At 62.3% G+C, this 23,367-nt stretch carries 20 protein-coding genes and 1 pseudogene; 5 read left to right on the forward strand and 16 right to left on the reverse strand.

What is annotated here, in order from left to right; translation table 11 throughout:
- Positions 1 to 276 precede the first annotated feature (276 nt).
- The 8 genes from EOA19_RS21030 to EOA19_RS21065 all read right to left on the reverse strand — a co-directional run bounded on the left by EOA19_RS21030 (position 277) and on the right by EOA19_RS21065 (position 8,838).
- Positions 277 to 1,695, reverse strand: a complete 1,419-nt coding sequence (locus EOA19_RS21030; protein WP_128304702.1) for an FAD-binding oxidoreductase — start codon at positions 1,693 to 1,695, stop codon at positions 277 to 279.
- On the reverse strand, positions 1,692 to 2,558 hold the full coding sequence (locus EOA19_RS21035) for a PfkB family carbohydrate kinase (RefSeq protein ID WP_128304703.1): 867 nt from the start codon (positions 2,556 to 2,558) through the stop codon (positions 1,692 to 1,694). The genes EOA19_RS21030 and EOA19_RS21035 overlap by 4 nt, the downstream gene beginning before the upstream one ends.
- Positions 2,555 to 3,409 carry a sugar phosphate isomerase/epimerase family protein gene (locus EOA19_RS21040; protein WP_127297609.1) on the reverse strand — a complete coding sequence of 285 codons (855 nt, stop codon included), beginning with the start codon at positions 3,407 to 3,409 and terminating at the stop codon, positions 2,555 to 2,557. The genes EOA19_RS21035 and EOA19_RS21040 overlap by 4 nt, the downstream gene beginning before the upstream one ends.
- Positions 3,410 to 3,430: 21 nt before the next feature.
- A complete protein-coding gene (locus EOA19_RS21045; RefSeq protein ID WP_245486240.1) occupies positions 3,431 to 4,249 on the reverse strand; it encodes a carbohydrate ABC transporter permease in 819 nt (272 codons plus the stop codon).
- Between the two features lie 38 nt (positions 4,250 to 4,287).
- Positions 4,288 to 5,250 carry a sugar ABC transporter permease gene (locus EOA19_RS21050; RefSeq protein ID WP_128304704.1) on the reverse strand — a complete coding sequence of 321 codons (963 nt, stop codon included), beginning with the start codon at positions 5,248 to 5,250 and terminating at the stop codon, positions 4,288 to 4,290.
- Positions 5,251 to 5,258: 8 nt separating this feature from the next.
- Complete coding sequence (locus EOA19_RS21055) at positions 5,259 to 6,581, reverse strand: extracellular solute-binding protein (RefSeq protein WP_127297606.1); 1,323 nt, start codon at positions 6,579 to 6,581, stop codon at positions 5,259 to 5,261.
- Between the two features lie 28 nt (positions 6,582 to 6,609).
- Positions 6,610 to 7,623: an SIS domain-containing protein gene (locus EOA19_RS21060; protein ID WP_128304705.1), complete on the reverse strand. Its 1,014-nt coding sequence runs from the start codon at positions 7,621 to 7,623 to the stop codon at positions 6,610 to 6,612.
- A 192-nt stretch (positions 7,624 to 7,815) separates the two neighbouring features.
- On the reverse strand, positions 7,816 to 8,838 hold the full coding sequence (locus tag EOA19_RS21065) for a LacI family DNA-binding transcriptional regulator (RefSeq protein ID WP_127297618.1): 1,023 nt from the start codon (positions 8,836 to 8,838) through the stop codon (positions 7,816 to 7,818).
- A 409-nt stretch (positions 8,839 to 9,247) separates the two neighbouring features.
- Here EOA19_RS21065 and EOA19_RS21070 point away from each other — a divergent pair, with 409 nt between their 5' ends.
- Positions 9,248 to 9,715, forward strand: coding sequence for a MucR family transcriptional regulator (locus tag EOA19_RS21070; RefSeq protein WP_206638070.1), 468 nt, complete (start codon positions 9,248 to 9,250; stop codon positions 9,713 to 9,715).
- A 102-nt stretch (positions 9,716 to 9,817) separates the two neighbouring features.
- Here the strand turns inward: EOA19_RS21070 and EOA19_RS36535 are convergent, their stop codons facing one another.
- The 8 genes and pseudogenes from EOA19_RS36535 to EOA19_RS21110 all read right to left on the reverse strand — a co-directional run bounded on the left by EOA19_RS36535 (position 9,818) and on the right by EOA19_RS21110 (position 17,606).
- Positions 9,818 to 10,150: a hypothetical protein gene (locus EOA19_RS36535; protein WP_348629848.1), complete on the reverse strand. Its 333-nt coding sequence runs from the start codon at positions 10,148 to 10,150 to the stop codon at positions 9,818 to 9,820.
- A complete protein-coding gene (locus tag EOA19_RS35920; RefSeq protein ID WP_348629847.1) occupies positions 10,047 to 10,334 on the reverse strand; it encodes a DUF309 domain-containing protein in 288 nt (95 codons plus the stop codon). Before EOA19_RS35920 ends, EOA19_RS36535 begins: the two co-directional genes overlap by 104 nt.
- A pseudogene (locus EOA19_RS21080) lies at positions 10,250 to 10,510 on the reverse strand (nucleotidyl transferase AbiEii/AbiGii toxin family protein); the annotation flags it as partial. The pseudogene EOA19_RS21080 and the gene EOA19_RS35920, both read right to left, overlap by 85 nt.
- Positions 10,483 to 11,301: a DUF6088 family protein gene (locus tag EOA19_RS21085; protein ID WP_245486244.1), complete on the reverse strand. Its 819-nt coding sequence runs from the start codon at positions 11,299 to 11,301 to the stop codon at positions 10,483 to 10,485. The gene EOA19_RS21085 and the pseudogene EOA19_RS21080, both read right to left, overlap by 28 nt.
- A gap of 39 nt (positions 11,302 to 11,340) precedes the next feature.
- Complete coding sequence (locus EOA19_RS21090) at positions 11,341 to 14,811, reverse strand: AAA family ATPase (RefSeq protein WP_128304707.1); 3,471 nt, start codon at positions 14,809 to 14,811, stop codon at positions 11,341 to 11,343.
- A complete protein-coding gene (locus EOA19_RS21095) occupies positions 14,808 to 16,067 on the reverse strand; it encodes a DNA repair exonuclease (RefSeq protein ID WP_128304708.1) in 1,260 nt (419 codons plus the stop codon). Before EOA19_RS21095 ends, EOA19_RS21090 begins: the two co-directional genes overlap by 4 nt.
- A gap of 235 nt (positions 16,068 to 16,302) precedes the next feature.
- Positions 16,303 to 16,680, reverse strand: coding sequence for an extracellular solute-binding protein (locus tag EOA19_RS21105; RefSeq protein ID WP_164892984.1), 378 nt, complete (start codon positions 16,678 to 16,680; stop codon positions 16,303 to 16,305).
- Positions 16,681 to 17,024: 344 nt separating this feature from the next.
- Positions 17,025 to 17,606: an amino acid synthesis family protein gene (locus tag EOA19_RS21110; RefSeq protein WP_127297124.1), complete on the reverse strand. Its 582-nt coding sequence runs from the start codon at positions 17,604 to 17,606 to the stop codon at positions 17,025 to 17,027.
- 164 nt (positions 17,607 to 17,770) lie between these two features.
- On the opposite strand from EOA19_RS21110, the gene EOA19_RS21115 reads away from it, so the two are divergent.
- From EOA19_RS21115 to EOA19_RS21130, 4 genes are all read left to right on the forward strand, one after another.
- Positions 17,771 to 19,570, forward strand: coding sequence for a helix-turn-helix domain-containing protein (locus EOA19_RS21115; RefSeq protein ID WP_128304710.1), 1,800 nt, complete (start codon positions 17,771 to 17,773; stop codon positions 19,568 to 19,570).
- A 175-nt stretch (positions 19,571 to 19,745) separates the two neighbouring features.
- Positions 19,746 to 20,729 carry a flavin reductase family protein gene (locus tag EOA19_RS21120; RefSeq protein ID WP_128304711.1) on the forward strand — a complete coding sequence of 328 codons (984 nt, stop codon included), beginning with the start codon at positions 19,746 to 19,748 and terminating at the stop codon, positions 20,727 to 20,729.
- Between the two features lie 22 nt (positions 20,730 to 20,751).
- The gene (locus tag EOA19_RS21125; protein WP_128304712.1) at positions 20,752 to 22,263 is read left to right on the forward strand and encodes an aldehyde dehydrogenase; all 1,512 of its coding nucleotides are present in this window, start codon (positions 20,752 to 20,754) and stop codon (positions 22,261 to 22,263) included.
- Between the two features lie 27 nt (positions 22,264 to 22,290).
- The gene (locus tag EOA19_RS21130; RefSeq protein WP_128304713.1) at positions 22,291 to 23,367 is read left to right on the forward strand and encodes an LLM class flavin-dependent oxidoreductase; all 1,077 of its coding nucleotides are present in this window, start codon (positions 22,291 to 22,293) and stop codon (positions 23,365 to 23,367) included.

Consider the following 23,367-nt stretch of genomic DNA (forward strand, 5'->3'; position numbering starts at 1 on the left):
CTTCAGACATATGCTCCCCAAAAGCGCCTCCCCCGTAGAGAAAGGATAATTTGAGAGCGCGACATGAGATCGATCTCATATCAGATTAGGCACACATATCGACAAGGGCATCAAGCCTTTTTTCAGCGATTGGACAGAAAACCCGGCCGGCTTTTATTTTGCCGGCAACGCGCCGACAATCGGCGACTACAGCGACGCATCGGCGGCACTGTCGTGAAGTTTTCGTGACGTCGTATCCACCTTGTGGCGTGACGGACAAGATGCTCTGCACGTTGCTTATGTCTTGCGGCGGCCCGGCTTGAGCCCAGCCAGCAGAGTGGTGATCCTGTCCGCCTTCCGGTTGCGGATCTCGGCCTCATTCTTGCGGCGCACCGCGCCGCGGACGAGCTTGGCGCCGAGATAGCGGAACGGCTCGGGCGGCAGCGACATCCGACGCTCGATGCCGACCAGCCCGCTGGCGCTCCAGCGATCGCTGCGCTCCAGCACCAAGCTGGCCAGTATCCGCCCGCCAATCGGCGTTTGCGCGATGCCGGTTCCATTGAAGCCCATGCCGTAGAAAATATTGGGATGGCCGCGCAGGTGATCGAAGACCGGAACGTGTTCGGGTACACAGTCGATGGGACCTGACCAGTCATACTCGACCCGCACGCCACGCAGCGCCGGATAGACTCTGTGCAGTTCCCGCACATTGTCACGGCCATGCTCGGAGCTGCGGTTGAAGCTGGCGCCGAAGTTTCCGGCGAACGCCAAATTGCCGCTGCCGCGGCCGAAGATCACCCTGCCCATGCTGGTGCGCTGGTAGTAGAGGACCTGTGCCTGTGAATCGCAGATCGAGGCACCATCGCGCCAACCAATGCTGTCGAGCAGTTCGGGCACGGCGGCGGTCGCGACCACTTCGCTGTCGACGACGTAGAGATGGCGGCGCAGTTCCGGCAGCGCTGAGAGCCATGCGTTGGCGGCAAGCACAACTTTCTCTGCCCGCACCCGGCCTTCCGCCGTGCGCACCGTGCATGTCCTGCCGGTTTCGATGTCGAGGACCGGGCTGCGCTCGTGGATGATGACGCCGCAGGCCAATGCCAGCTTGCGCAATCCGATGGCAAGCTTGGCGGGATGGACCGTGCCGGCATTGGTCTCGGCGACTCCGACATAGGATGCCGATGAACCGGTGCGGCGTTGAATGTCGTCGGCCGTCAGCGGCTTGAAACGGTTTTCTCCAACAGCCGCAGTCGTGGCAACCGCGTTCTCCCAGGCGCCTTCCTGCGCAATTGAGCTCGCGGTCCACAGCCATCCGTCCAGCCTCAGATCCATGTCTATGGTGCCGTTTTGCTGCAGCGCCTTCAGCCCCGCGATCGATGCCACCGTGTCGGCGCAGAGCTGTCGCGCTTCTTCGAGGCCGACGACGGCACCGATCTGGTCGATTTCGGCGAACCAGGAATGAACTTGGCCGCCATTGCGCCCCGAAGCTCCTGAACCGCATAGATCGGCCTCAAGCACGATGACCCGTGTTTCCGGCGCCAATTCACGGATGCGCAGCGCCGTCCACAGGCCGGTATAGCCCCCACCGACGATCACCACGTCGGCGCGCACGTCGCCTCTCAACGGTTCGGTCGCGGTGTCGGCGCCGATGTCCTGCAGCCAGAAGGAGCGGTCGGATGGAAGCGCCACCTTCGGCTGTCGCAAACGCAGTGTCGTCACGGCCGGGCTCCCTGGGCGTCGGCAATGAAGCTGGCATATTTGGCCGGCAGCCAATCTGGTATGGGACGCGGTCTCTGGGGAAACCCGCCGAGATGTGTGCAGGTCTGCGCCGCGGCGATTGAAGCCTCGCGCAATGCCTCCGAGGCGCTAAGGCCGCCGAAACGGAAGCCGGTGAGGAAGGTGGCGATAAAGCTGTCGCCGGCGCCACACGTATCCACGACATCGACAAGCGTCGCCGGTGCATGCACCACGTCATTCATGCCATCGTCAAAGTAGGATCCGCGACGGCCGCAGGTCAAAGCCACCTGGCTCGCGCCGGCGGCCCTGAGCGCGGACAGCAATGGCTCGATGGGGACATCGACATCGTCCGGGCCGGAGGCAAACAGCATCGGCACGCCGCCGAGCGGCAGTGCCAGATGCGCCGTCGATACATCAATGCTGAACGGCACACGATTTGCGACCATCCGGCGGACAAGGTCTCTGTTGGCATTGGTGCCGAGATGCACCCACTCGGCTGTGGCGATGATCGCATAGTGCTCCGGCGACGGCATGTAATTCTCGCCAACCCCGAAGGATTCGTGCAGGAACCTGCGCTCCCCGGATTCGTCGCGAAGCAAGGTGACCGCGGTGTCGCCGGGGCGACGTTCGACGTCATCCGGCGAAAGGCCGACGCCTGCCAATTCGGAAAGTACCATGTCACCCTCAGCATCCTCGCCGACAGCGCCAAAATACCGTGCCGTCCAGCCGTTGCGCCGCCATTGCGCGGCAACGTTCAGCGCATTGCCACCGACGGTAAGCAGACCGTTGGTCAGGTAAGCGTCGAGGCAATTGTCCCCGACAGCGACAAGCTTCTTTGAGGTCATGCCAGCACCGTTGCGCGATTCAGGTACGGCTCGATAGCGTTGAGGCAGCGCGTCCAGGCCCCTATCGGATCCAGCGCGTAGGATCCATTGCCGAACGGCTCGAAAGTGAACTTTCCGGCATAGCCGAGGCGCGCGAGTTCGCTGACATAATGGCCGAGCGGCAGCGTGCCCTCCCCCCACACCAGATGCCCGCCTGGTGTGCCATCGACCAGATGAACATGCGCCAGCCGCGAGCCGAACAGGTCAACATAGCCGGCCACGGTGTCGCCGGCCGTGGCCATGGCGACAGTGTCGAGCACGACATCGACGTTGCCGGCGCCCACCTCGTCCAGCATTTGGCGCAGACCTGCCGCATCATTGACGATGTTGCTCTCGAACCGCTGCAACGGCTCGAGCAGGCAGCGCACCCCGTTTGCGGCGGCATGCCGGGTGATCTCGCCGATCGCGTCGACGGCGCGGTCCCATGCCGGTTGACGGGGTTGGCTCTCGTAGCCCCGGCCAGGCGTCAGGAAGAGGTAGCGGGCGCCAAGCGCCGCGCAGATGTCGGCTGCACGGCAAAACCGCTCGATGCTGTCTTGACGCAGTGCCGCTTCGCCGGAGGCGATGTTGATTGGGTACAACACCTGCTCTGGGGTGAAGCACCAGGCCGACAGCTCGTTGTCAGCAAGCACCCGGCGAACGGATTCGACACGCCCGTCCGTAGCATGGAACAGGTCCAGATGCTGGGCAATCCCCCACAGCTCGATCTCGCGCATGCCAAAGTCGCGGATCGTCCTGGCGACCTCATCGAAGGGGATGTGCTGAAAGCTGAAATTGGCTCCGATCAGCTGGTGGGCAGCGAGCTGCGGCATGAAGGCTCCTTTCGGGAATTGTTATTTGCCGATGCCTTCGGCCAGACCACGGATGAAGTAGCGTTGCGCAGCAAAGAACACGATCACGATAGGCAGGGCCGAGATCGTCATGGCCGCGAACACCACGGCGTAATTGGTCCCGTGGGTTGCCATGATCGACGTCAGTCCAACCGGCAGTGTCTGCACATCCGAGCCGCTCGTGAAGATCATGGCGAAGAGATATTCGTTCCAGGCGAACAGGACGTGCAGGATGACGCAGGAGATGATGATCGGCCGGCACAGCGGCAAGGTGATGCGCCAGAAGATCTGACCCTCGCTGGCGCCATCCATCGTCGCCGCCTCGTCGATGTCTTCAGGCAGATCCAGCATGTAGGCGCGGATGAGGAAGGTGGTGAACGGCACCCGGAACGACGTGTAGAGAATGATCAGCGCCCAGTAGGTGTTGTAGAGACCGAGCGCCTGCAACATCTTCACCAGTGGAATGATCGCCACCGTGGGGCTCAGCATCAGCCCGCCAAGCACGATGGCGATAACCAGCGGCTTTGCCGGCATCTTCGTGCGGGTGAGGCCGAAGGCCGTCCAGGCGCTGATCAGCACGGTGCATATGGCCGAAGCGACGGTCACCAGCACCGAGACTGTCACATACCCACGCACCCCTTGGTTCCACGCCTGCACATAATTGTTCCACGACCAATGGGTAGGCAGAGCGAAGGGATCGCCGAAGATCTGCGCATTGTCCTTGAAGCCGCTCAGCGCCATCCAGATCAGCGGATAGATCACGACGACACCGAGGCAGACCAGGAACGAATAGAGGAAAGTCCGGGCGAAGACGGACCACACGTTAACATGCCGGATCCGCCCGACCGCAACCGTCGCGCTCACAGCTGCACCCGGCGGCGCTTCGTGTACCAGAGCTGTGCCGCGCCGGTCAGCATAGTCAATACGAAGATGACGGCGGCAATCGCGGCGCCATAGCCAAAATTGTCTTCAATAAAGGCCTTCTGGTAGAGCCATGTGCCCAGCACCTGGCTGCTGTTGTTTGGCCCGCCCGCGGTCATGACCATGACCTCGTTGAACACCTGGAACGCGCCGGTGATCGTGACAATGATCATCAGCCCCGTCATTTCCCGGGTCAGCGGAAAGGTGATGCTCCACAGACGGCGCAGCGGACCGGCACCATCGATCGTTGCGGCATCGTAAAGGTCGCGCGGGATCTTCTGGATAGCGATGGCAAACAATAGCGTCGAATAGCCAAATCCCTGCCATTGGCTCATGGTGATGATGGCGTAGATGGCGGTGTGCTCGTTCCCGAGCCAGGGCATGACGAACTGGCTGAGACCAACGCGGCTGAGCGCGGCATCCAGCAAGCCGATCTGCGGCTGGTAGATGAAATAAAACAGCAGTCCGGTCACGGTGATCGAGATGGCCGACGGCACGAAATAGACGGCACGCCACAGGCGGCGCCAGCGTTCGCTCCTCAGGTCCTCGATGATGGCCGCCAGCAGGAACGCGCCGAAGACCTGGAAGATAACGGAAATGATGGCGTAGAGGCAGTTGTTCCACAACGCCAGCAGCACGACCGGGTCATGCAGCAGCCGGTCGTAATTGGCAAGGCCGACATTGGTGACCTCGCCGGTATAGATGTCCTGGTCGGTGGTGCTGACGATGAAATTGTCGACGATCGGATAGTAGACGAACCAGCCGATGAGGATCAGTGCAATCGCCGCCCATCGCAACGACAACAGATTGGCGAAGCGGGCCCGCGGCCTCTTTGGCCGTTGCGGCCTGGCGACGCCGCGAAGCAGGGCGCCGCTCTCCATTGTGTCCGAGGCCCTTGCCATGGTCTGCTTTATTTGGCTGCGGATGCGGCCTTGCGCACCTCGTCCATCACTTGTTCGGGCGTCATCGAGCCACCTGCCAGCGCCTGCAGGCTGGAGAGCCAGACGGCGGCGACGCGTGGCGGGTTGGCCGTGTCCAACCAGGGCATGAGGTAGGAGGCCGCGTTGATGTCCTTGAGACCATCAACGACAGCAGCGCTCATGTTCTTTTCCGACGCGCCGCCGATGGTGGCGCTCGGCTGGCCGTAGGGTGGCGCTGACAGGACCTGCGCGTTTTCCTTGGAGGTCGCGAACTTCATGAAATCGATCGCTAGCGGGATGTTCTTCGATGCCGCATTGATCATGTAGCCTTCCGGCGCGCCCTCAATCGACTTGGGATCACCCTTGGCGCCGGCGGGCACCGGCAGTCTGAAGAACCCGAAATCGGCGGGTTTCAGGGCCGAATCCGGCGTGGCGGCCTGATCGAACTCGATGATCTCCTGATAGTACATGGCGGACTGCGCGTTGGTGAAGGCCTGGAGAGCCGAGGCATAAGACGTGCCGTTGACGCCGGCTCCATCAGTGCAACGCTCGACAAGCTGGCTGAACTGCTTGAGCGCCGCGACATAGCCTGGATCGCCGTAATCGGCAGCGGCTGGATCGAAGTCGCGTTCCAAGGTCGCCTGCGGCACGTTGTAGGCGAGCAACTGGCCGGCGAAGTGGATTGCCGGCCAGGCCTCCTTGTTGCCGAACGAAATCGGTGTCGCGCCGGATTTGCGAATGGCGTCGCAGCTGGTCAACAGTTCATCGAAAGTGGCTGGCGCCTTGAGGCCGAGCTTGGCGAAGACCTGCTTGTTGTAGCCCATGAACTTGGCATCCTGGTAAAGCGGAATGCCATAGAACTTGCCATTGTATTCGAATGCCTTGACAGCGGCCGGAGAGAGCGTCTTGCCCCAGTCCGTGTCGGGGCCGATGACGGCGCTCAGGTCGACTGCGCGATTGCCGCGCACGAAGTTGCCGCCCCAGCTTCCTGTCCAGGAGAAGTAGATATCGGGCAGCGAATTCGAAGCCACCAAGGTCTTCGTCTTGCCTTTCACGCTGTCGTCGCTCTCCTGGATGAGTTCGACCTTCACGCCCGGATGGAGCTTTTCATAGTCCTGCGCCAGATTGACGAAATAGGGCGACAGCTGCTGCAGTCCGAACTTAGTCAGGATCGACAGCGTGCCGCTGTATTCCACCTTGGCGTTGGGATCGGCCGCAACCGGCACCGAAGCGGCGAAACTGCCGACCATCGACAGCCCCAATGATGATACCGCGGCCACTGTGACCGCCACGACTTGCAGCGAACGTTCCATTAGCAGCTCCTTCAGAGGTGAGAGTGGGTCAGTATTCAACGCGTTTGTAGTAGCGACGTGTCGTCAGCGGGTGATTGCGCAGCACCTCGAGATGCGCGCTCAGCCGCTCGAGCAAGGTGGCAAGCAGGACCGGCGAGATCATGCTCCGCACCTGGGCGGAAATGCCCGGCAATTTGACCGAGGCGGCGTCGAGCGTACGAACACGGTCCGTGTAGCGTGTGGCAAAATTCTCGACCCGGTCGGCCAACGGGCGAAGCGCATCCTCGCCCTTGAACACGAAGACGCTAACGCCGGGTTCGATCAGTTCGAGCGTGCCATGAAAGAAGTCCGCGGCGTGCACAGGGCGGGTGCGGATCCACTGCATCTCTTCGAGGATGCACATGCCGTAGTAGTTGGCTTCGGGCCAAACCGATCCCGCGCCGGTGAAGATGTGATAGGTTTCGTCCTTGATCGTCCCCGCCAGTTCGGCGGCCTTGCCCTCGAACGCGGCCTTGGCATCGGCGAGCAGGCCCGGCAACAGCTTGAGCTCGGCGACAGTCGCGTCGAAGCCGTCATATTCGCCGCGTTCGGCCAGAAGCGCCAAGACGATCAGCAACGTCTGCAGGTAGAACGATTCCGATGATGTGTCGTCTTCGGCGAAATTCGTGAAGTTGTGGTCAGCTTCCCGCGCTATCGGCGAGTCCGAATGGCCCGTGAGCGAGATCGTGCGGACGCCCCGCTTCTTTAGGAAAACCATGAGTTCGACGCCTTCCTTGGTCGTACCCGACAAAGACGGGATGACAACCACAGCCTTGCTGTCGAGACCGGCCGGCGGGTCGAGCACGACCTGTGCCGGATATGCCGCGCAGACCGGGAAGGTGGAGTAACGCTGCGCCAGTTCGATCGCCGGGAGCGTCAGGAGCTGCACGCCGCCGGTACCCATGAAAAACAGTCGCTCGACGCCCTCCGAAATCAGCGTGCGCATGAGCGAGCGCGCCTCGCCCGCGATGGCAACGGCCCCGCTCTGAATCCTTATGAAGCGATCTTTGTCGAAGTTCAGCATGTAGTTCTTCCTTGTACTCGGATGCGGTAGAGCCTCTATCCGGGCGCAAGGATCGATGCGCCCGTCTCACCAGACTTTGATCAGTCTCGATCAATGTGAGATCGATCTCACATTTGGATAATGGCCATGCAATTCCGCGATTGGCAAGCCCTTGCCGACAAAGTTATTGAAAACGGAGGAATCCGGCCGTTGTCAGCGCCTGCTGAACCGCGCAACCGAACCGCGCACGATCAGGCGCGTCGGGAACCGGATATGGCGAGGCGCGATCTTCTTGCCGGACAACCGTTCGAGCAGAAGCTTGGCAGCCAGCGGGCCGATCTCCGAGATCGGCTGGGCTACCACGGTGATCTGGGGGTCGGTGAAGGTGGCGAGATTGAAGTCGTCGAAGCCCACCAACGACACGTCGTGGGGGATCGACAGGCCCATCGAGCGCAGACCGAGAAGCGCGCCCTGGGTCATCAGGCTATCCACGGTGAACAGCGCCGTCGGGCGGTTGCGGCGGCTGAACAGGCGGATGGTCGCGTCGACGGCATGTTCGACGGTCGAGCGCGACACGCTGATCAGCGATTCGTCGAGCGCAATGCCATGGGACTGCAATGAATTCTGGTATCCGGCAAGACGTTCCTGCGCGGTGAAGATGCGCGACTCGTCGCGCAGCAGTCCGATCCGTTGATGGCCATTGGCGACGAGGTAGTCCACGGCCTCGCCCGCCCCGCCCTCATTGTCGACGACGACGCTGTCGCAATGCACCTCTTTGACGACGCGGTCGATCAGCACGACCGGCGCGCCTTCACGCACCAGCTGGACGATATGCTCGCTGTCGGTTGCGGAGGTCGGCGCCAGGATGAAGCCGCGGATGCTCAGCGACCGCAGGCTTTCCAACAGCTCCTTTTCCTGTTCGACATTTTCCTCGCTGCTGGCGATCAGCAGGTTGTGGCGATGCTTGCGCAGCTCAACCTCGATGTCGTGAGCGATGCGTGCGAAGAACGGATTCTGGATGTCGCCGGGCACGAAGCCGACGATCGGCAACTGACCGCTGCGCAGGGCCTGCGCCACGAGATTGGCCCGGTAGCCCAGTTTTTCGGCGGCTTCCAGAACCCGCAGCGCGGTCTCGTCGCCGACGTAGCCGTAGCTGTTGAGCGCACGCGCCGCCGTGGCGCGCGACACATTGGCCGCGGCGGCAACGTCCTTCAAGGTGATCCCTTTCTGCGTCACGGTTACTTTTCCTCCTGCGATCCTGACCTGGTCGCATCGTGCTTCCGGCTCTGCGTTGCATTTATCTTGTGCGGCATATCCTCGAATTCTCAAACTTCCAACGCCGCTTGTGCACGCTCTTTCCTCAAGCGTCCTATCATCGATTTTGGAAGAAGTGCCGGAAGCATCTCTGCCCGATGCCGAATAGGTCGGCATGGAGCCAACAGAAAACGATTGGTAATCTGGACCGGCTTGCTCAGACGAACAGGGGGACGGACCAACCCGCGCACGACGCGGGCTGCATTGCCATGACCGCTGTGCAGAAACAGCCATCGCAATAATGCCCAATGCGCTCGTTGCGTTTGGCGCCAACCGCCACTATGAAACGGACAATTTCGCCGACCGTCTTTCAAGCCGCCAGGAGAGTTTCGTGACAGAAGAAGCTGAAAGCAATGCCGGTAACCTGATCGAACTCACTGCCGACGTCGTCTCGGCCTATGTCTCGAACAATCCGGTTCCGGTCGGTGACTTGCCGGCCCTCATCAGTCAAATCCACGCCGCATTGAAGGGCACCGCCGGCGGCGGTGCTGCGCCGGATAAGTCCGGGGCTCTCAAGCCTGCCGTGCCGATCAAGAAATCGGTCACTCCGGACTACATTGTCAGTCTTGAGGACGGGAAGAAGTTCAAGTCGTTGAAACGCCATCTCGCGACCCACCACAACCTGACGCCCGACGAATATCGCACCAGATGGGGCCTGCCAGCGGACTATCCGATGGTCGCGCCGAACTATGCCGCAGCGCGCTCGGCATTGGCCAAGACGATGGGGCTCGGCCGAAAGCCGAAAGAACCGGAAAAGCCGGCGCCGGTGAAGCGGACGCGCACGAAGACCGCGGCCTGATTGCTGCAGATCCATCGGCCTATGTAGCCCGGACACAAAATAGGCGGGAGTAACCAGCCTTCCACAGGCGGAGCTGGGTTGAACGCTACCAAGGGTTGCCGATCAGACACTCTCAAGTCTTGGTGCGAGAATAAAATCGAAAACGGGCTCGGGCTGGTCAGGCTTTGGTTCTGGCAAAATCCGGGAAGGTACGGCTGCTTCGGCACATTCTGCAAGCGCGGCAGGTGTCATCCCGAGTGCGGTCTCAAAGAGCCGGCTGGGCATCATCACCACCTGACGAAAAAGCCGGGCAGCTTTTGTCGCATGGCGCACGGCAGCGACCCGCTTTCCCTCACGGATTTTCACCCCGGCTGCCGCCAGCAGGATCAGCCTTTGAAGAACAGGCGGTGCTGCGTGCTTCGTTCGCAGCGTGCCAAAGAGGCTCCCAAGCCTCATGGGCTTCCCAGTAGTAATAGCCGTGGTTGAAAAGGTCGATTCCCCATCGAAAGACATCCGAGCCCAGTGCTTCCGCAAGGGCTATGGTCACGGGCTGGCATCGCGGAACACAGTCACGTCGATGTCTTCCGAAAACCGGCCGATCAGGCCGAACCCCTCGGAAAGGAAGGTGCCGCCTTTGAATAGCAGCCGTGGACTGTCGTCGGGCATGCCGTTGAACAGCGCGTCCAAGGTCCAGCACACCCAGAAGTCCTTTTCGATATTCTGCGGCGTGGAGCTATGACGCTGAGCTGTTGTCGTAAACAGGCCCGCCCTTGTCTCGGCGTCGGCGCTCAAAACTTGGTCATAGGCAGAATTGATTGGCTCGGCATTCTCGGTGGCGTAGTCCCGTTCGGCTGGAGCTGGGCTTGGGATATCTCGGCCGCGTCCTTCAGCAGGGACTTCAAAAGAACTTGCATCCAAGCGGGAAGGGTTGGCAGGCCTTCGGCCAGATCGGCCCGGAGGCGCTCACCTTGGTCGGAATCGTTCAGCAGTCGGCGCAGACGCCGCAACAGTTTCTGGTTTCCGTCATCCTGGCCCAGCATATCGCGCATCCAATGCAGCGCCTGGACGACGCGCATTGCCGGACGCCCTGCCCAATAGAGTTTGCTGGCCGACGTGGGCCGGAAGGTGATGTCGAGGTTGCCAAGGCGAATCGGCCGCAACCGCGCGTCGGCGTGAACGACGATGCGAGCCGGCACCGCGTTAGTCAGACCGAGGTCATTTGCTGCGGTCATGCCGTCGACGAGGACCCGGATCTGATCGCGCCGTGCTACGGCATCAATGACGCGACGGGGGTCTGGTGGGCTTTTCTGCTGGGTCAGGGTGTTGAATGTCGGTCGATCGTACAGTCCGCGATCAATCCGCCGCAGCTCAGCGGCCTTGACCGTCCGCTGCAGCACCTTGTCCACCGCATCGCGATTGCCAAGGTCAAGAAAATCCGCAGGCGTCCAGGCCGTGCGTGGTGGACTTGCCACCATGCGATCTTCGATGAGAGCCTTCAGGTCGGATCGAATCTCGCTCTTGTCCGAAAAATGTCCACATATTTCGGACTGGCAACCTGGCTTACTTGCTACTAGCTCGACGTCCTCATCAAATGATTGGTAGCGCAAAACGCCCTCATCGAGCGGTTACGACACAATCACCCATTACTATCCAAGTTCGTGAATCGCTACGCTCGGCACAACAGCCTTGGCAATCTCACATAGGTGCTGGTGATGCGTAAGATAGATCACCTGACCGGCACTTGCCATTTCGCCAAACAACCTGAAGACCTCCTCGGAACGGACATGGTCGAAGGTTTCCATGATGTCGTCTGCGATGAAGGGTACGGAGGGCCGAAACTGCGCAAACTCGTAGTACCCCGCAAGCCTCAGGGCCAGATAGAGCTGAAAGCGCGCGCCCTTTGACAACGCATCGGCGACCTTGGATTGCCCATCGCGCTGCAACGCGATGAGCACTTCCCCACCCTTCACAGGTTGAGTTGTCAGGCCAGAGTACTGGCCGCGCGTCATAAGGGCGAACGCGTCTGATGCGCGCTCCATCATCCCGGAGCGGTGACGCTCGCGATAGAGACGCAGAGCATTTCCAGCCGACATTATTCCCAATTTGAGCTCGATATAGCGGACGGCCTTTTCCTCGATTTCCAGAAGGACCGTACGCCGTTCGGCATCTATGCGAGCAACAGCGCTGTCGCCGCCAATGGCGTCCAGCTTGTCGGTCGCGCGCGTCTGCCGAATGAGCTGTTGCTGCAACACCTCGTCAAGGTCGCGAAGCCGTTGCTCCGCTTCGGCCTTCTCGATTGCGAGACTGTCGAGATTGACGGCCTCCAATATCGAACGCGCCTGCTCGAACCCTTCTACCCCGAGCTCGGACGACACCTGCTCCTCGAGTTCGGCCACGGCTGTGCGCAGGCGATCCCTGTCGCGCAGCAGTTCGTCGCGTTGCACGACTTCGGATAGCGTGGCCACGCCAAAGACGCTCAGGACCTCGTTCTTGCGCCGCTCATGTGCCGAAATCTCGGCATCGAGGATCTCACGCCCATCCTCCAAGCGCTGCAGGTCAATGACGAGGCTTGCCTTGGCCTCGCGCGTGCGCTCGGCGCGCTCCAGGCGCTCGGCAAGTCGAATCGCGAGCTGTTCCGGTTCGTCGTCGTCGGCCGCCTCGTCCGCTTCGGCTGCAATGGCGGTAACGTCGACCAGGAAATTGTTCCTGTCGGCCTCCATCTTCTCGATACGGAGTTGCATGGCGCCGCGGTCTTGAAGACATTTGGACAGTTCAGCCAATTGATCGAGGACGCCGCCGACGCCGGGCGCCGAGATGCCGCTCTCGAGCCATGTCCCCTTGAGCGCTTCGGCAACGCCGGTTAGCCATTCCTCCTCTCGCCGCTCAGCGACTTCGATGGCTCGACGTCTGGCGGCCAAGTCATCTTGCCTTGCGCTAACGGTCTTGAGCGCCTCGGTGCGCTCAGCGTCCACTTTGAATTGCCTTTCAAGGAACAGCTCTGCCACCGCCATGACCGTCTCCAGGCTGTCACCAAGATCTGAACCGACGCCGACACTCGCCAGCGCACCGCTCAGCTCCAGGCGTATTCGCCCTTCCTCATCAACCGAGCGCTCGGTCTTCTTGCGGGAAAGCTCGATCTCCTCCCAAGCCGCGAGCGCATCGATCCGGGCAGCAATGCGATCCCCGATCATTTCGATCAGCTGCTCGGGGGATGTTTCCTCGCACGGGCCGAGCAAGTCTCTTGCCGCTGCGCGAATTTCCAAGAACACTGCCTCCAGATCCGAGCCAATGCGTGCAAGTTGGTCGCGCGCATGCGCGATGTTGGCCGCGGCTTCAGCGAGGTTGCGGTTTGTGCTGCGAATCTCAACGAGCTCCCGGGCGTTAGCCAGACGGCCTGCCGCGACGCTGTCGTCTCGGGCCAGTGCTGCCGCGAAATCATCCGCAGTTTCGCCGGTCAGGTCATCGCGATGCCTTGCCCAAGCCTCGTCCCGGGCGCGCCGAATGGCGCCTGCCACATCATCGTTGGTGACATCGACCGAGGCACGAAGGGCATCCAGCCGCGCCGAAAGCAAATCGTGATTGCCCTGGTGCTCGGCAAGACGTTCGGAAAGTACGCCCCTGCTCTTACCGAGCTCTGAGGCCAGCGCCTTCCATGCGCCAAGCCGCCCAGCATTCGGAATAGCGATCCTGGCCAATGCCTGCGCATCTCCCGACCAGGGATGCAAGCGCCCGCTCGCGGCCTGCCATCGAATTGCACCTGCATCTGCGGCCTCACGTGCCGCCTTGGTCTCCTTCATGTGCCCGCTGGCCCTTGCCGTAGACAAAGCCGAAACCAGCCTCGCCCTGGCAGGCTCGGGCACGGCCCGTTCTTCGCTGACCCGCTCGCGTGCCCCCTGGAGCGCATCAGCGGCGGCCGCAGCCTCCTCGCGCGCGACGCGCACGCTGGTAACGATCCCGGATCGCTGCTCGACCATGGTGCGCACCGCGCCAATGGTTGCAGCAGGCAAGAGCAGGTTGGCAGGGTGTGGCTCGGAGGACCTGCCAAGAGCGGCAAGGCAGGTCGCCACGGCATTGTCGAGGATTTGCAGCTCCGTCCTGCGACTTGGCAGGTCGAGGCCGGCCGAGACGTGCCGCACCTTGCGGTCGGCCAGGCCGCGAACCCGTTCGGAGATCGCAAGGATCACCGCGTCCACATCGACCGAGGCGATTTTCGTCGTTACCCGCTCAAGCTCGTCCGCACTCGCGGATAGCCGCGTTCTCAGACTGGCGTCGCTCTCGATCATGTCGGCGACACTGCCCGTCCAGGTCCGTGGCGGTGATGCGATCTCAGGCACGTCGGCCAGTTGGGCTTCCTTACGCCAAATATCGGCAAGGATCGGGATCGCGCGAAGATACTTCGCGATCGTATCGAGCCGAGCCGACAGCACCGACCGTTCGGCGATGCTGCGGTCGTATTTTTCTGTCGCGTCGAGACGCTCGGCTTCAAGGCTCTCATAAGTCGACGCCAAGGTGTCGATCGCGTCCCTGCCGGACTTCAGTTCCGCAAGCCGCTTCTTGAGCAGCGCAAGCTCGGTTCCGTGTGCCTGCTTGCGATAGAGCCTGTCCGCTTCGGTCTCGAGTACGCTCAATGTATCACTTGCGTGCCCGAGGCCGGCGCTCGCCGTAAACAGCAACTTGCCCAGGTCGCCGCGCGATTCCAGGATTGATTTTCCACCTGCTTCCAGCGTTTCGTCGTCCAACGAAAACATGGTCTCGTATGCGTCGCGAGACAGCCCCGCGAGATGTGCGGATATCGCCATTTCGCTAACCGGTTGGCCAGTCGCGTTCAACAATGAGTTGGTGCGCTGCTTCGTGCGTGTGAACGTGTGCTCCGCGCCGCCGAGTTCGAGCACCCCGCCGATGCGCATCGCGCTGTACTCGTGCAGGAAATTGTAGCGGCTGCGTTCCTCGATTCCAAACAGCAGGTCGAGATAGCCAGAAAGCGCAGTCGACTTGCCGGCCTCGTTCAGGCCGAAGACGATATGCAGGTCGGGACCGGATTCCGGTTTCGACCCGAAGTCGATCGTCCTGTCGGTGAACTTGCCATAACGAATGAGATCAAGTCGCCGGAGCCTCATTGTGACCCACCAGCCTTAAGGCGGGCGGTGACCAGGTCGGCGCCATTGGCAAGCACCCTGTCGAGAAACAACTCCATCTCAGCCTCGTTCTTACCGGCGAAATCGCGCCCGTCAGGCGGAAGATCCCCGATCATCTTCTGGACTAACGCCTTCGCCTCGGCACGGAAGGCTTCCGAGCTGGCAGCGGCGCGCATGGATTGAGCGAGTTCGAAAATTGGATCAGCGACACCCTCGGATGTTTCGGCTGCGGATGGAGCAACGTTAAGCTCCAGCTTCTCCACCCAGGTGTCCCCCGTCTGTTCGGCGATCTGCTCAGCTTCTGCGAGCAGCAGGTCGCGGTCGCGTATCAGCGTCCAGGATAAAGGTGACGCTCCGCCCAGTCCGAGACGGACCACAACATGACGGGAGCTGACAGAGGCGCGCGCACCTTCGAGCGCGGAGCGGACTCGCCCGACGACTTCGGACCATTCCACCGTTTCGGTCACGTCGACGTTCACCCGCTCGAATTGTGCGATACTGGTCAGCCTCTCCTCGATCTCGACGGTGCGGTCGTCTCGAACCGTCACCAGGGTGACGGATTTCTCGCCGGCCTCGTTGATGTCCCTGCCCTGCGGAATTCCTGGCATCACCACGGTGCTCGCCCCGGCATGGACTTGGCGGACATGGATGTGCCCAAGCGCCCAGTAGTCGAAGCCGTGGCTGTGCAGGTCAGCGACGCTGCAGGGGGCATAGACGTCGTGGCCGGGCGATCCGGCTAGGCTCGTATGCATGATGCCGACATTGACCGCACCTTCACGCGGAGCTGAATACTTGGGGAGCAGACTTTCCGGCGCCTTGGGGCTGGCAAAGCTCAAGCCATGGAACATGACGTCGAGCCCGCCCGCTGTCTGCAGCACTGACTGGGGACGGCCGCCGAAGATCGTTACCGCGTCCGGGAATACTAGCTGTTTCGATATCCGCGACATTGCGTCATGATTGCCACGGATCTTGAAAACTTTGATGCCGGCTTGGTGAAGTCGTGTCATTTGCGATGCCAGAAACCGCGCCGTTTTCATGGATGTTTGGTCGCCATCATAGAGATCGCCGGCAATGACCAGTGCATCGACACGTTCCGTAAGGCAGAGGTCAACTGTGGAAATGAATGCCTGGCGGCTGGCGTCTCCGACAAGTTCGGCAAGGTCGGGGTTTCGCATCGCCAGCGAACGCAGTGGCGAGTCGAGATGGATGTCGGCCGTGTGTATGAATCGAAATGCCATTGAGCGGTCTCCGGCTGCGAACATACCGGTGTTCGACCGAGGCTCGATAGAAGAATTTCACGACACGCGGTGTTGGGTGTCCAGACCACACGGGATCCCGTCCTTATCGCGGTCGGCCTTCCCGCCCCACGAACAATTCTTAAGATATCATTGAGCTTCGTCAGGGCGCCAGCGCGGACGCCTTGATGGTCAAGCACGGCCAGGCGCTCGACTGGCCCCCTTTCAGCCACGGCGCCTATGCGGGGCAGCAGGCAAACGCCAAGGCGGCGAAGATCGGCGTGTGGGTCGGAACGTACCATGCCGCTTCCTTGTTCTTGGAGTATTGCGACAGCGAGATCGTCGAACCACCCTGGTGGCCGACGGCCGGGATCTCGTTGAAGCCGCAATCGGCGACGGCGCGACGGCCTGGGACCTCCTTGGGTGCGGGCAAGGCCTCGAACAGGCCTTTGACCTTGGAATCGTTGGCATCGAAGCCGGGAAAATCCTCGCCCCAGGTGATTGCCATGGCGGCTTGCCCCTGTGTCAGGGCCTGCCCCTGACCATCCCAGGTCCATGTCGTCGCGGAGGGCGGCGAGTTCTTGACCAGCTCCTGGTAGAATTGCAGCCCGGCCACGCCGCGCTCGTCAAGCGAGGACGAGCCATCGGCCCAGCAAGCATGAAAGCGCGTTGATGGCAATTCATGTCACATGGAGCTGACGGCATAGGCTTCTTCTGTCAGAGCTGAGGCCGTGGATGGGGCTGAGTTCCGGTTCTGGAGTTCCCTCCCAATTGCAGACTGCCAAGACTGCCAATTATGCGACTTCGAAGCACAAATCATGAACATGGGATGACGGGTATTCGGTTCAAATTCGCCGCTGGCGTCAGCTTTGCGCCCTCATGTTGACCGTTGAGGTCCGATGCGCCAATTCTCAAAAGCGGACATTGTCAGCGGCGCGACAAGAGATGCTGCGCAAGGCACTACATGGCGGCTTCCTGTTCCATCTCCTTCATGTCCTGAAAACGGTCCGCGATCCGCGGGTGGAGTCGTCCGCCGTCCGCCGCGCCAATGGCAACCACGATCTCGTCCGCGGCTGGGCCATCGGCAATTTGGAAGTTTGCTGTGATGAAGTGCGAGCGGCGGCCGTTTTCGCTCTTGTGCATCATTGGTAGCGACAGCAGCGCGCCCGGCGCGTTGCGTGTATTGCAGAACTCGAGATAGGTCGTGCCGCCGACGGCATCGCGGAAGACATTGCCGAAGCGCAGCGTGTGGATCATGGCGGAGGCGTGCTCGATCTCGCCGGCGGTCCCGACGGCCGCGGCCTTGCCGTAGCTTTCGATGCGTTCCGCCGGCATCAGCGCAATCAAGCGGCGCGTGAGCTCCTCCCCGAGCCGGGGTGCGATCGCGACGATCTCCGGCCGCAAATCCTCGACAAAGCCGCGCCCGGCCCATGGATTGCCCAGGACGGCGGCGACGACGATCGATGTCACCGGCCTGGCGGCCGCCCTGCCGCCCTCAAGGTGCATTTCCTCGATGAAGGTGCAGATCTTCCGCAATTCCATGATTTGGCCTCTCTATGTGAAAGCTCAAATCTAATGCGCGCCACTCGATGGGTATTCCTCCGGTTCGTAGGAAGAATCCGCGTGCACCCCGCTTGGAAGCGGTGTAGCGTTCATATATCCGCGACGGCTTAAATTCGCCCTTCGCGAGTGGCGGAAGATCAGGCGTGGACCACGAGTCGCAAATTCTCTCCTTGCGGGACGCCGCCAGCCTCATCAATTCGGGTGGTGATCTCCAGTCCGTGCTGCGCGATCTCGTGCTGGCAGCCTGCCGCCATGCGAAATGGACCTTGGGCTCGATCATGAGCATCGACGCCCCGCATGGCCACGCCCATGTCATCGTGCGCCATGATCCGACGCTCATTCACCGCACGCTGCCGGATCGCTGGGAACTGGCTACCAGTCCCTCGATCGTCGCGCTCAATCGCAATGAGCCGGTCTTTATCAGGGACGCGCGGGCGTCGGAGGAGTTTCCGGGCTATCGCCGCGAGGCGTTCGAGCGCGACTACCGCAGCGTGCTGGTCATGCCGATGAACTGCGTCGACGAGGACAGCCGGCCGATGGTGCTGACCGTCGTCTCGCGCGAGATCACCGAAGTGACGGCGGAGGATATCGCCTTCATCGGCATGATCGTGCACCTGGGTGAGATCGCGGTCGAGAAGCAGCATCGGCTGCGCCAGGAGAAGCAGGCCGGCGAACGCCTGCAACGCGCCCTTTCGGCACACACCTCGCTGCTGCAGCAGGCCTTGTCGGACGGGTCCGTGGTCTCGCTCGCCGAAAAGGTCAGCGAGCTTCTGCCCAATCCGGTGGTGGTGATCGATTTCCATGCCAATCTGGTCGTGGCCGGCCGTTCCCCGAGCGAGGCGCATTTCGACGTCGCCTCCTGGCAGCAGGCGGTGAGCGGAACGCTGAGCCGGCAGATCTTCAAGATAGCTCGCGGCGCGTCCGACGGACGCCGCTCCGAGACGCTGTTCGTCGACGACGGCAAGCGCCAGCTCAAGCTTTCGGTGCGCGTCGAGCCGCTTACTATCGATGCCGAAGTGGTTGGCGCGCTGATGATTTTTCCGACGCCTCACGAGTCTGGCCAACTCGACCAGATGCTGCTCGACAGCACCAAATTCGCGCTCAGCGTCCAGATGATGCGCAGCTTCGTGCGCTTCCGCTTCGAGACGCGTTCGCTGACCGAGCTTTTCCTGGAGGTCGCGGAACGCCGCTGGCGCGATGAGGCCGATATCGTCAATCGCGCGCGCCGCCTGGGGCTGGACTTGACCGTTGCGCACAAGATGATCGTCGTCGATCTCGCCGAACAGGCGAAGGATGGTGCCATCGGCCTTGCCCATCCGCATCATGCGCTCGTGCGTCTCTTGCAGCAGGCAGGCATTGCTGGCACGGCAATCGCGGTGGAAGACGGCCTTGTCTGTCTCGTTCCGGCCGATGCCGGACAGGACGGCGCGCGCTTCGCGAAATTGCCGCATAGGATCGCAGCCGAGCTTGGCCGCTACTTCGAGCGCGAACCGGTGGTGGTGCTTTCCGAAGCCTGTGCCGCGCTGGCCGATTATCCCATTGCCTGGGAGCGGTGTCGCCGCATGATCCGGATCGGCCGCTCCTTCGGGCGCACCGGTGTCTTCGCCGGCCAGGATTTCGGCCCGCTGCCGATATTGGTCGCCGCCGCCGACGCGCCTGATGTGCGCGGCTTCGTCGAGGACAGTGTCGGCGCGCTGATCGCGCATGACCGCGAGCACGGCACGCCCTATCTGGACACGCTGTTTGCCTATCTGCGCGAGGGCTGCCGCAGCCAAGCCTGCGCCGACGCCATCGGCCTGCACGTCACCACCTTGCGCTATCGCCTGTCGCGCATGGAGGATCTGTTCGGGATCCGTCTCGACACGCCCGAACAGCGCTTTGCAGTTGAACTGGCGATCCGTCTCAGCGGCATCATCGACAGCCGTGTGCCGGCAGCCCGCTAGACTCCCTTGACCTCGCCATCACTGTTGCGATGCGGCAGCCGCCGCAAGCACGGGCTTGTCGCGCTCGTGCTTGCTCGGGATAACAGCAGCACGCCGCGCCATCTTTCCTCCAGACCAGAGGAAGAACACCGGCCGGCTCTTGCCTAGCTTTCGCCCGACAACGCGGAGGAGAGCAATGACGGACGCAACGGCCGTGGCACAAAGGACGATCGACCCGATCGCCTTGCGTCGTGCTTTTGGCACCTTCGTCACCGGTGTCACCGTCATCACCACACGCGACAACGACGGCAGTCCTCGCGGCATGACCGCCAACTCCTTCACCTCGGTCTCGCTTGACCCGCCATTGCTCCTGGTCTGCGTCGGCAAGGCGGCGGCGAGCTTTCCCGCATTCAACGAGACGCGGTCCTTCGCGGTCAATTTCCTGCATGAAGGCCAGGTCGATATTTCTTCGGTATTCGCGTCCAAAGCGGCGGACAAATTCCAGTCAGTCAACCATGACCTCGCACACACCGGCGCGCCGATCCTCACCGACAGCCTGACATGGTTCGACTGCACCGTTCACAACCGCATCGAGGCCGGCGACCACATCATCCTGATCGGCCGGGTTCAGGCTTTCGGCACCAGCCCATCGGCACCGCTCGGATTTTGCCGTGGCCGTTACGCCAGCGTGAAAGATCCGCTGCCCACCGGCTGGCTGGCCTCGCAGGACATGATCATCGGCTATCTGGTCGAAGCGGGGAACCGCATCCTGTTGTGCAGCGATGGCAAGGGAAGCTGGGTGCTGCCGACGGCGCGGCGCCGCAAGGCCGATAGCCAGCTCGTCCTCGATGGCGGCGACGCGCTGAGCCTCGTTCCTGAAAACACCTTCCTCTATTCCGTGTTCGACGTCGCCGACAGCGACCCGGGCTATCTCATCTACCGCGCCGAACTGAGCCGTGAGAGCGCTGAGGCCGCACTTCCGGATGGCCACGCCTTCTTTTCCGTCGACGCGCTGCCCTATGAGCGGATCGCCACGCATGAATTGCGCGCCATGCTGCGCCGCTATGCCCGCGAACGCCAGGACAAGCGCTTCGGCATCTACATCGACACACGCGACGGCGGCCGCGTCGCCATGATCGACGGCCAGTCGCAATCGTGGACGCAGGCCGCGTCCGAATGATGTTCCACGCAGGACAGACAGCATGAAAACGACGGTCAGATCGCTCAAAGGCTCACGCCAGAACCTGTTCATCAATGGCGCGTTCGTGGCACCCAGGAGCGGGCAATACATCGACAGTTTCGACCCGACCACCGGCCAGCCCTGGTACCAGTTCGCCGAGGCCGGCGCCGAGGATGTTGGCGCGGCTGTCGAGGCAGCGCGCGCCGCCTTCGCCGCTCCGGCATGGCGGCGCATGACCCAGACCGATCGCGGCAGGCTGGTGCGCCGGCTGGCGGAACTGGTGCTGGAGCACGCCGACGAGCTGGCGCTCATCGAGACGCGCGACAATGGCAAGCTGCTCAAGGAAATGCGGGCGCAGATGCGCGCCATGCCCGACAGCTACACCTATTTCTCCGGCATGGCCGACAAGCTGCTCGGCGACACCATCCCCGTCAACAAGCTCGACATGCTGAACTTCAACCTCCGCGAGCCGATCGGCGTCGTCGGCATGATCACGCCATGGAACTCGCCGCTGATGCTGCTCACCGGCACGCTGGCGCCATGCCTCGCGCTTGGCAACACGGTCGTCGTCAAGCCGTCCGAGCATACCAGTGCTTCCACGCTCGCTCTGGCCGAGCTGATCATGGAGGCCGGCTTTCCGGCCGGCGTCGTCAATGTCGTCACTGGCACCGGCGCCGTGGCCGGGGACGCACTGACCCGGCACCCCGGCATTGCCAAACTCGTCTTCACCGGATCGACCGCAACGGGCCGGCGGATTGCGGCCAATGCGGCGGAGAATCTCATCCCCTGCTCGATGGAGCTCGGCGGCAAGTCGCCACATGTCGTCTTCGGCGACGTCGACATCGACCATGCCGTCAACGGCGTCGTGTCCGGTGTGTTCGCGGCGGCGGGGCAGACCTGCGTCGCCGGTTCGCGCTGTTTCGTCGAGGCAAGCGTCTACGATCGCTTCGTCGAGGCGCTGGTCGAACGCACGCGGCGCGTGCGGGTCGGGCTGCCGATGCTGGAGGAAACCGACGTCGGACCGCTGGCGCTGTCGGCGCAACTCGCCAAGGTGGAAGGCTACGTCGCCTCGGGCGTGCGCCAGGGCGCGCGGATTGCGGCCGGCGGTAAGCGGCCGCAGGCGGATGAGCTTGCAGGCGGCTGGTACTTCGAGCCGACCGTGATGACCGATGCCGACAACGGCATGGACTTCATGCAGGAGGAGCTGTTCGGTCCTGTCGTCGGCATCATGCCGTTCTCGTCGGAAGACCAGATGATCCGTCTCGCCAACGACACCCGCTATGGCCTCGCCTCCGGCATCTGGACCCGGGACATCAACCGCGCGCTGCGTTTCGCCAGGAATGTCGAAGCCGGCACCGTCTGGATCAACACCTACCGCGCCTCCTCCTTCATGTCCGCCAATGGCGGCTTCAAGGAGAGCGGCTACGGGCGGCGGGGCGGCTTCGACGCCATGGAGGAGTTCTCGCGCCTGAAGAACGTCGTCATCGACTACTCGGGCGCCATGCAGGACCCCTTCATTATCCGCCTTCGCTGACCAACCCGACGCACTGGGGAGACCGACATGAAATTCGCCGTTTCGCTGACCATGGAACGCTTCTCGCCCGATATGCCGATGTCGAAGGTGAAGAGCAATCTCCTCGAGCTGGCGCGCCTGGCCGACGAGGGTGGCTTCGAGACGCTGTGGACGGCGGAGCATCACACGATCGAATGCACGATCTCGCCCAACCCCCTGATGACGCTGACCTGGCTTGCCCAGCATACCGAGCAGATCCGCCTCGGCACCTCGACGCTGGTCGCGCCCTACTGGAGCCCGATCCGGTTGGCAGGGGAGGCGGCACTTTGTGATCACCTGACCGGCGGGCGGCTGGAGTTCGGCATCGCGCGCGGTTCGTACCAATATGAGTTCGACCGCATGGCCGGCGGCATGCCGCAGCAGGAAGGCGTTGCCTATCTGAAGGAGCTGGTGCCGGCGGTGAAGAAGCTGTGGGCACAGGATTATGCCCATGACGGCGATTACTGGAAGTTCCCACTCGCCGCCGGCGTGCCGAAGCCGCTGCAGAAGCCGCATCCGCCGATCTGGGTGGCCGCGCGAGACCCGGGAACCTTCGACTGGGCGGTCGGCATCGGCGCTTCGATCCTGTCGACGCCCTTGTCGGCACCGGCGGCCGAGATCGCCGTGCTCAGCGAGAAATTCCGCAAGGCCGTCGCCGATCATCCAGAGGTGCCGCGCCCGCGCCTGATGATGCAGCGGCGCACCTGCGTCTACGAACGAGCGCAGGACTGGGAGATCGCGGTCGGGCATGCCATTGACTATGGCCGCGCGTTCGAGAACCTGTTCCAGAACATCGGCACCGTGCAAAACGGCTTTCCCGAAGCCGTCCCCTACGAGAGTGTCAAGGGCAAGGACAACTACAGTCCCGAGAACATCCGCCGCAACCTGATGTTCGGCACGCCCGACGAGGTGATCGAGAAGCTGCTCGACTATGAAGCGGCGGGCGTCGACCAATATTGCCTCGGCCTGACGTTCAACCTGCCGTTCGAGCTGCAGAAGAAGACGATCAAGCTGTGGGTCGACGAGGTGATGCCGGTTTTTGCGGCCCGGGAGCGCGACAGGGCGCGCCAGGCGGCGAGGGCGTGA

It is taken from the genome of Mesorhizobium sp. M7A.F.Ca.US.010.02.1.1, assembly GCF_004023085.1.
In the GTDB taxonomy this organism is placed as follows: domain Bacteria; phylum Pseudomonadota; class Alphaproteobacteria; order Rhizobiales; family Rhizobiaceae; genus Mesorhizobium.

What these genes read in the sequence shown, in the direction of transcription:
- EOA19_RS21035 (WP_128304703.1), bottom strand. Translation starts at nt 2,558, where the DNA reads ATGACCTCAAAGAAGCTTGTCGCTGTCGGGGACAATTGCCTCGACGCT.
- EOA19_RS21060 (WP_128304705.1), bottom strand. Translation starts at nt 7,623, where the DNA reads ATGCTGAACTTCGACAAAGATCGCTTCATAAGGATTCAGAGCGGGGCC.
- EOA19_RS21040 (WP_127297609.1), bottom strand. Translation starts at nt 3,409, where the DNA reads ATGCCGCAGCTCGCTGCCCACCAGCTGATCGGAGCCAATTTCAGCTTT.
- EOA19_RS21130 (WP_128304713.1), top strand. Translation starts at nt 22,291, where the DNA reads ATGAAATTCGCCGTTTCGCTGACCATGGAACGCTTCTCGCCCGATATG.
- EOA19_RS21110 (WP_127297124.1), bottom strand. Translation starts at nt 17,606, where the DNA reads ATGGAATTGCGGAAGATCTGCACCTTCATCGAGGAAATGCACCTTGAG.
- EOA19_RS21120 (WP_128304711.1), top strand. Translation starts at nt 19,746, where the DNA reads ATGACGGACGCAACGGCCGTGGCACAAAGGACGATCGACCCGATCGCC.
- EOA19_RS21125 (WP_128304712.1), top strand. Translation starts at nt 20,752, where the DNA reads ATGAAAACGACGGTCAGATCGCTCAAAGGCTCACGCCAGAACCTGTTC.
- EOA19_RS21055 (WP_127297606.1), bottom strand. Translation starts at nt 6,581, where the DNA reads ATGGAACGTTCGCTGCAAGTCGTGGCGGTCACAGTGGCCGCGGTATCA.
- EOA19_RS21095 (WP_128304708.1), bottom strand. Translation starts at nt 16,067, where the DNA reads ATGGCATTTCGATTCATACACACGGCCGACATCCATCTCGACTCGCCA.
- EOA19_RS21090 (WP_128304707.1), bottom strand. Translation starts at nt 14,811, where the DNA reads ATGAGGCTCCGGCGACTTGATCTCATTCGTTATGGCAAGTTCACCGAC.
- EOA19_RS36535 (WP_348629848.1), bottom strand. Translation starts at nt 10,150, where the DNA reads ATGAGGCTTGGGAGCCTCTTTGGCACGCTGCGAACGAAGCACGCAGCA.
- EOA19_RS21050 (WP_128304704.1), bottom strand. Translation starts at nt 5,250, where the DNA reads ATGGCAAGGGCCTCGGACACAATGGAGAGCGGCGCCCTGCTTCGCGGC.